Source organism: uncultured Dialister sp. (assembly GCF_900541605.1).
Classification (GTDB): domain Bacteria; phylum Bacillota; class Negativicutes; order Veillonellales; family Dialisteraceae; genus Dialister.
The window spans coordinates 21,264-27,614 of record NZ_UQKJ01000015.1 but is presented as its reverse complement, the minus strand read 5'-3'; the positions used below and the strand labels follow the sequence as shown (position 1 = coordinate 27,614).

Annotated in this window: 5 protein-coding genes; all 5 read left to right on the top strand. The window is 55.7% G+C overall.

The genetic code is table 11. The features are described 5' to 3' along the window. Nucleotides 1–114 precede the first annotated feature (114 nt). The gene (gene radA, locus QZR21_RS02225) at nt 115–1,515 is read left to right on the top strand and encodes a DNA repair protein RadA (RefSeq protein ID WP_296096150.1); all 1,401 of its coding nucleotides are present in this window, start codon (nt 115–117) and stop codon (nt 1,513–1,515) included. Nucleotides 1,516–1,835: 320 nt separating this feature from the next. Further along, nucleotides 1,836–2,546: a precorrin-2 C(20)-methyltransferase gene (gene cobI / locus QZR21_RS02220; protein ID WP_296096152.1), complete on the top strand. Its 711-nt coding sequence runs from the start codon at nt 1,836–1,838 to the stop codon at nt 2,544–2,546. A gap of 2 nt (nt 2,547–2,548) precedes the next feature. Then, nucleotides 2,549–3,916 carry a cobyrinate a,c-diamide synthase gene (locus tag QZR21_RS02215; protein ID WP_296973532.1) on the top strand — a complete coding sequence of 456 codons (1,368 nt, stop codon included), beginning with the start codon at nt 2,549–2,551 and terminating at the stop codon, nt 3,914–3,916. A 266-nt stretch (nt 3,917–4,182) separates the two neighbouring features. Further along, a complete protein-coding gene (cobO, locus tag QZR21_RS02210; RefSeq protein WP_296096156.1) occupies nt 4,183–4,737 on the top strand; it encodes a cob(I)yrinic acid a,c-diamide adenosyltransferase in 555 nt (184 codons plus the stop codon). Nucleotides 4,738–5,091: 354 nt separating this feature from the next. Beyond that, nucleotides 5,092–6,324 carry an aspartate kinase gene (locus tag QZR21_RS02205; RefSeq protein ID WP_296096158.1) on the top strand — a complete coding sequence of 411 codons (1,233 nt, stop codon included), beginning with the start codon at nt 5,092–5,094 and terminating at the stop codon, nt 6,322–6,324. Nucleotides 6,325–6,351: the final 27 nt, after the last annotated feature.

Genomic DNA, 6,351 nt, shown 5'->3' with positions numbered 1-6,351 from the left:
CTTCGGCGCCACCTCCCCCATAGATGGGGGAGGTTAAGAGAGGCACCCCGAAGGCCACTGCCTGATATAAGACTATACATCCCAATTGATTATATTCTCATAAGGAGAGATCTCATGTGTGCCAATAAAGTGAAAACCAAGTATGTCTGCTCCAATTGCGGGGCGGAGACGTTGAAATGGATGGGCCGCTGCCCCCAGTGCGGGGAGTGGAACACCCTGGAGGAGCAGGTGGAGGCGCCGGCGCCGAAGAGCCTGTCCCTGGGGCTGAAGGATGATATCCTTACCCCTGCGAAGCCCCAGAAGCTGTCTTCTATCCGGTACAACGGGGACAAGCGCATTCTCCTCCATATGAAGGAAGTGGACCGTCCCCTGGGCGGCGGCATCGTGCCGGGGTCTGTCATTCTCTGGGGCGGGGAACCGGGTATCGGCAAGTCCACCCTCATTCTCCAGATCTGCCACGCCATGGCGTCCCAGGGGAATTCCGTCCTCTACTGCAGCGGGGAGGAGTCGGAAATCCAGGTGAAGCTCCGGGCGGAACGGCTCCATGTGAACGATGAGAACTGCTTCATCTACGCCGGTAGCAGCATCGACAGCATTATCAAAGAAGCGGAAACCATAAAGCCCGCCATGCTGGTCATCGATTCCATCCAGACCATGTATATTTCCGGCGTGGATTCTCCCATGGGAAGCCCTGCCCAGATCCGGGACTGCACGTCGGCCCTGGTGCGGTTCGCGAAGAAAATGAATATTTCCGTCATGATCATCGGCCACGTGACGAAGGAAGGAAACCTGGCGGGCCCGAGAATCCTGGAGCACATGGTGGACGTGGTGTTCTATCTGGAAGGAGACAGGAGTTACCAGTTCCGGGTGCTCCGGACCGTGAAGAACCGCTTCGGCTCCACGGCGGAGTCGGGGCTCTTCGTCATGGAAGGGAGCGGCCTCAAGGGCATCGAAGATCCGTCGAAGTACCTCCTCCGGAACCGGTCCGAAGCGGCGCCGGGATCCATGGTGGTGGCCTGCATGGAAGGCCTCCGGCCGGTGCTGGTGGAAATCCAGGCCCTTACAGTCCATTCGGTACTGGCCATTCCCCGGCGCATCGCCGCGGGCTACGACTATAACCGGATGATCATCCTCCTGGCGGTACTGGAGAAGCGGGTGCGGATTCCCTTCTCCTCGGACGATGTGTACCTGAATGTGGCAGGAGGATTCCGGGTCAAGGAAACAGCGGCGGACCTGGGTATTGCCCTGGCCCTGGTGTCCGTGAAAAAGGACATCCCCATCCCCGGCGGTCTCATGGCACTGGGGGAAATCGGCCTTACCGGGGAAATCATGCCGGTTTCGAAAATCGGTCCCCGGCTGAAGGAAGCGGTGAAGATGAAATTCACCCGGTTCCTCCTGCCCGAAGGGAACAGGGACGAAGTCACGGACTTCTGCAAAAGCAACGGCCTTTCCGGCCTTTTGGACTCCATGGTCTTCGTGAAGCACCTGAAGGATGCGATTGAATATATACGGTGAGATTGAGGACTGAAAAATTAGGAATTAGGAATGAGGAATGAGGAATGAGGAATGGTGGTGCGCCGCGTCAGAATGAAGAGCGGCGCGGAGTTTGTATTTGGCTTACCACTATCCGCTTACAGCTGAGCGGTATTTGCCGCGGAGCGGCTGATGATCTCAATCTCAATCTCAATCTCAATCTCGGCCTGGGCCTCGTTCTCCTGCCACCGATTCGCCATATACTGCGAGTCATGTTAAAATAGATGAGTAATCATTCACTTTCTGTTTTTTAAGGAAGTGCAGATAAATTCTATAGAATCATAGATTGAGGAGGTTTCATTATGAAAAAGGGAAAATTATATGGCATCGGCGTGGGACCGGGGGATTCCAAGCTTCTGACCGTGAAAGCGGTGGAGGCCATCCGGAATGCGGATATGATTATTACGCCGAAGACCGAAAAGAAAGAGGGCTCCGTGGCTTTTAACATTGCAAAGCCCTATATTCCGGAAGGCACTGCGCTCCTTCCCATGGTGTTCCAGATGAATAACGACATGGACGCCGTGAAGAAGCAGTGGGTGGAAAACCGGAAAGTTATTGCGGAAAAGCTGGACGAAGGGAAGAACCTGGTGTTCCTGACATTGGGGGATCCTATGCTCTACAGCACGTACATGTATATTTTCAATGAATTCAAGGATTCCCCGGACTACGAAGTGGAAACGATTCCGGGCATTCCGGCGTTCCTGGGCATTGCGTCCTACATCGGCATGCCGGTCACGGAATGGGAAGAAAATGTGCTTATCATCCCGGCCACCGCGGACCATGAAAAATTCGACAAGGCCCTGGCGGCTTCGGACAATGCGGTGATCATGAAGGTGTACAAGAGCTTTGCCTTTGTGCAGGAAGAACTCCGCAAGCACCACATGATCAAGCGGGCGGTCATGGTTTCCCGGGCAGGACTGCCGGATGAAATCATCCAGCGGGACCTGGACAGCCTTCCGGCCGATTATAAACCGAATTATCTCAGTACCATTATTGCAAAGAGAGATGAATAACCATGGCAGGCCTCATCCGTCCCCGCATCGTCATTGCGGGCACCAACAGCGGCGTAGGGAAAACAACGATTGTCACCGGGCTCCTGGCCTGGTTCCATTCCCAGGGACTGAAGGTCCAGCCCTTCAAAGTGGGGCCGGACTATATTGACCCGGGATTTCATGAAAAGGCGGCGGGCCGGCACTCCTATAACCTGGATACCTGGATGACGCCGGCGGACCGGCTGGCATCCAATTTCAGCTACCTGGCAAAGGATGCCGATATTTCCATCATCGAAGGGGTCATGGGCCTCTACGACGGCGGCGCCAACGGGGTATCCTCTACGGCGGATATCGCCAAACGGCTCCAGGCGCCGGTGGTACTGGTGCTGGACTGCAAGTCCGTGGGTTACAGCATTGCCGCTACGGCCCTGGGATTCCGGGAATACGATCCGGATACCCACATTGCCGGGGTGATTCTGAACCGTCTGGGCTCCGACCGCCACGAAGCCATGGTGCGGGAAGTGATGGAAAAGATTCACATGCCCGTGCTGGGCGCATTCCACCGGGACGAGGGGCTGAAGACGCCGGAACGACACCTGGGCCTCACGCCGGTGACGGAAATCGAAACGGCAGACCTCATCCGCCACATGGGAGAGGACGCAGGGAAATGGGTGGACACGGAAAAACTCCTCGCCATTGCCAGAAGCGCCGCACCTCTCATGGTGGAGGAGGAAGAAGAAAAGGCACCGGATGTATCGGTACGGATCGGCGTAGCGAAGGATGAAGCCTTTTCCTTCTATTACCCCGCCAGCCTCCACTACCTGGAACGGCTGGGGGCGGAGCTCGTGCCCTTCAGCCCGCTTCGGGACAGCGCGGTGCCCGACGTGGACGGCCTCATTTTCGGCGGCGGATTCCCGGAAATGTTCCTCCACGAACTGGAAGATAATACGGCCATGAAAGACTCCATCCGGAAGGCCGCAGAAGGGGGCATGCCCATTTATGCGGAATGCGGGGGCCTCATGTATCTCTGCGAGAAGATCCAGGGATTTGACGGCGACAGCTACGACATGGCGGGCCTGGTGCCGGGAGTCTGCGAAATGCAGAAAAAACTGCAGCGCGTAGGCTACGTCACAGGGAAAGCCCTCCGTAAGAGCATCATCGCCGACGTGGGAGACACCCTGAAGGGCCACGAATTCCACTTCTCCACCCTTCGGTGCGGCGAAGACTTCCCCTGGGCCTACAGCCTCCAGGGCACAAGACAGCCCAAGGGACATGAAGAGGGGTACACAAAGGACAATGTCCTGGCCAGTTACCTCCACCTGTCCTTCGAAGGAAACCCGAAGGCAGCAGAAAAGCTTATGAAGTCCTGTGAAGCTTACAGGCGGAAGTAAGTTGTGGCCAGTTCGTGTGAAGGGGGCATAAGGGTTGTGGGTGAACTGCGCTTCGCTTGTTCACCGGGTTGTGCTTTACACTTCGCTGCGCTCGTTGAAGCGGGGGCATGAGGTAGATTCGCCGCCACAGGCGGCTCTGGTACCTTATGCCCCTGGTGCGAAGCACCTGCAACCCGGTTGGCGAGCGGAGCGATGCCAACCCACAACCCTTAGACCCATTTATCAGCATGGATATTACACATATACATATATCTGAGGAGAATACTATGGAACAGAAAGGTCTTGTTCTCATCAATACGGGAACGGGAAAAGGGAAAACCACGGCGGCCCTGGGGACGGCGGTCCGGGCCTGGGGAGACGGACAGCGGGTGCTGATCCTCCAGTTCATCAAGGGCGCCTGGAAATACGGAGAACTGAAGGCCATCGAGACCCTGGGAAAGGCGGATGGACGCATCGAAATCCGGCCCATGGGGGATGGCTTTGTTTTTCACAATAAGAAGGACCCGGACAATGAAGAACGGCTGGCGGAGAAGAAGGAGCTGGCCCGGAAGGCCTGGGATATGGTGAAGGAAGAGGTCATGAGTGACCGCTGGGACCTGGTGGTGCTGGATGAAGTGAATTACGCCATCCATTTCGGCATGCTGGATACGGCAGAGGTGGCGGAGCTCATCAAGGCAAGACCGGCCCGGCTGAATATGATCCTCACCGGCCGCTATGCGCCTCAGGAGCTCATCGACCTGGCAGATACGGTGACGGAAATGACCCTTGTGAAGCACGCTTTCCAGAAAGGCATCCGCGCCAGAAAGGGAATTGAGTTCTGATGCGGCTGGATAGGGGTTGAGGCCCAGGCGTGTGAATGGTTCATAAGGGGTGTGGGTTGGCATCGCTGTGCTCGTGGAAGCGGGGACGTTAGGTACAATGGCCACCTATGGCGGCAGACCAACCTTATGCCCCGGTGCGAAGCACCCACCACCCGGTGAACAGGCGAAGCAGTGTTCACCCACAACCCTTAGCCCCATCTGCTCGTATGCATTCGGAGCTTTCCTGCAGCAAAAATATGAGAGTTCTATTGGAAAGTGTCCCATTTGGTCCCGTTCTTCTTTACAGAGTACCGTGGGCATGATAAAATTTTCTAAGTTGTAGGTTTAATTTTACCCAGTAAATGAGGGATGTAAATGGCACTTTATGTGAAGAAATTCGGTGGCAGCTCTGTAGCTACACCGGAGAAAATGCTGAATATTGCGAACCGTGTGCTCCGGGACCGGAAACCGGGGGACAAGATTGTCATCGTTGTTTCCGCCATGGGCGATACCACCGATGACCTCCTGGACCTGGCATCCCAGGTGTCCTCTGTGAACCATGGACGGGAAATGGATATGCTGCTGGCTACAGGGGAACAGATGTCCATCGCCCTCATGGCCATGACTTTCCGGAAGCTCGGGGTTCCTGCGATTTCCCTGACCGGACCCCAGGCGGGCATCATTGCCGGCGGTGCTTACGGCAAGGCGCGGATTGATGATGTGAAGCCGGATCGGGTATTCCGGGAACTGGAAGAAGGGAAAATCGTCATTGTAGCCGGTTTCCAGGGACTCATGCCCAACGGCGACGTGGCAACCCTTGGCCGCGGCGGTTCCGATGCTACAGCGGTGGCCCTGGCCGGCGCCATGCATGCAGATATGTGCGAGATCTTCACCGATGTGGACGGCATCTATTCCGCCGATCCCCGTCATGTGAAGGGCTGCATCAAGATGAAGGAAATCACAAATACGGAAATGCTTGAAATGGCGCGGCTCGGTGCCGGCGTCATGCAGCCCCGGAGTGTGGAACTGGGTATGAAGTACCATATTCCCATTCACGTACGGTCTACATTTACAGATGACGAAGGAACCATTATCCGGGAGGTGTGCACAATGGAAGGAAAGAATGAAGTGGTAAGAGGCGTAGCTCAGGATGCCCATGCAGCAAGAATTGCGGTGCTGGGTCTCCGGAATATTCCCGGTGTGGCGTACATGGTTTTCTCCGCACTGGCAGAGGACAATATTGCGGTGGATATGATCGTACAGAGTGTACGGAATTCCAACGATGACAAGACGGACATCATTTTCACCATCGAAGATACGGACCTGCCCGATGCAAAACGGGTCCTGGAAAAGATGCGGGATGAAGGAAAACTGGAACAGGTCATCTATGATGATGATACGGCGAAAGTTTCCGTCGTCGGTGCCGGCATGCTCGGCGCTCCCGGCGTAGCTGCCCGTATGTTCGGAGCCCTCGGCAGAGCCAATGTGAATATCGATATCGTAAGTACATCTGAAATCAGTATTTCCTGCCTGATTCTCCGGAAAGACCTGGATAAAGCGGTGCAGGCAATTCACGATGAATTTTTTCCCCGCGGCAAGGCTGAATAAAGAATAGAAAATACACGAAAAGCACAG

Coding starts and splice junctions, on each gene's coding strand:
- radA (WP_296096150.1), top strand. CDS start 115: ATGTGTGCCAATAAAGTGAAAACCAAGTATGTCTGCTCCAATTGCGGG.
- cobI (WP_296096152.1), top strand. CDS start 1,836: ATGAAAAAGGGAAAATTATATGGCATCGGCGTGGGACCGGGGGATTCC.
- QZR21_RS02215 (WP_296973532.1), top strand. CDS start 2,549: ATGGCAGGCCTCATCCGTCCCCGCATCGTCATTGCGGGCACCAACAGC.
- cobO (WP_296096156.1), top strand. CDS start 4,183: ATGGAACAGAAAGGTCTTGTTCTCATCAATACGGGAACGGGAAAAGGG.
- QZR21_RS02205 (WP_296096158.1), top strand. CDS start 5,092: ATGGCACTTTATGTGAAGAAATTCGGTGGCAGCTCTGTAGCTACACCG.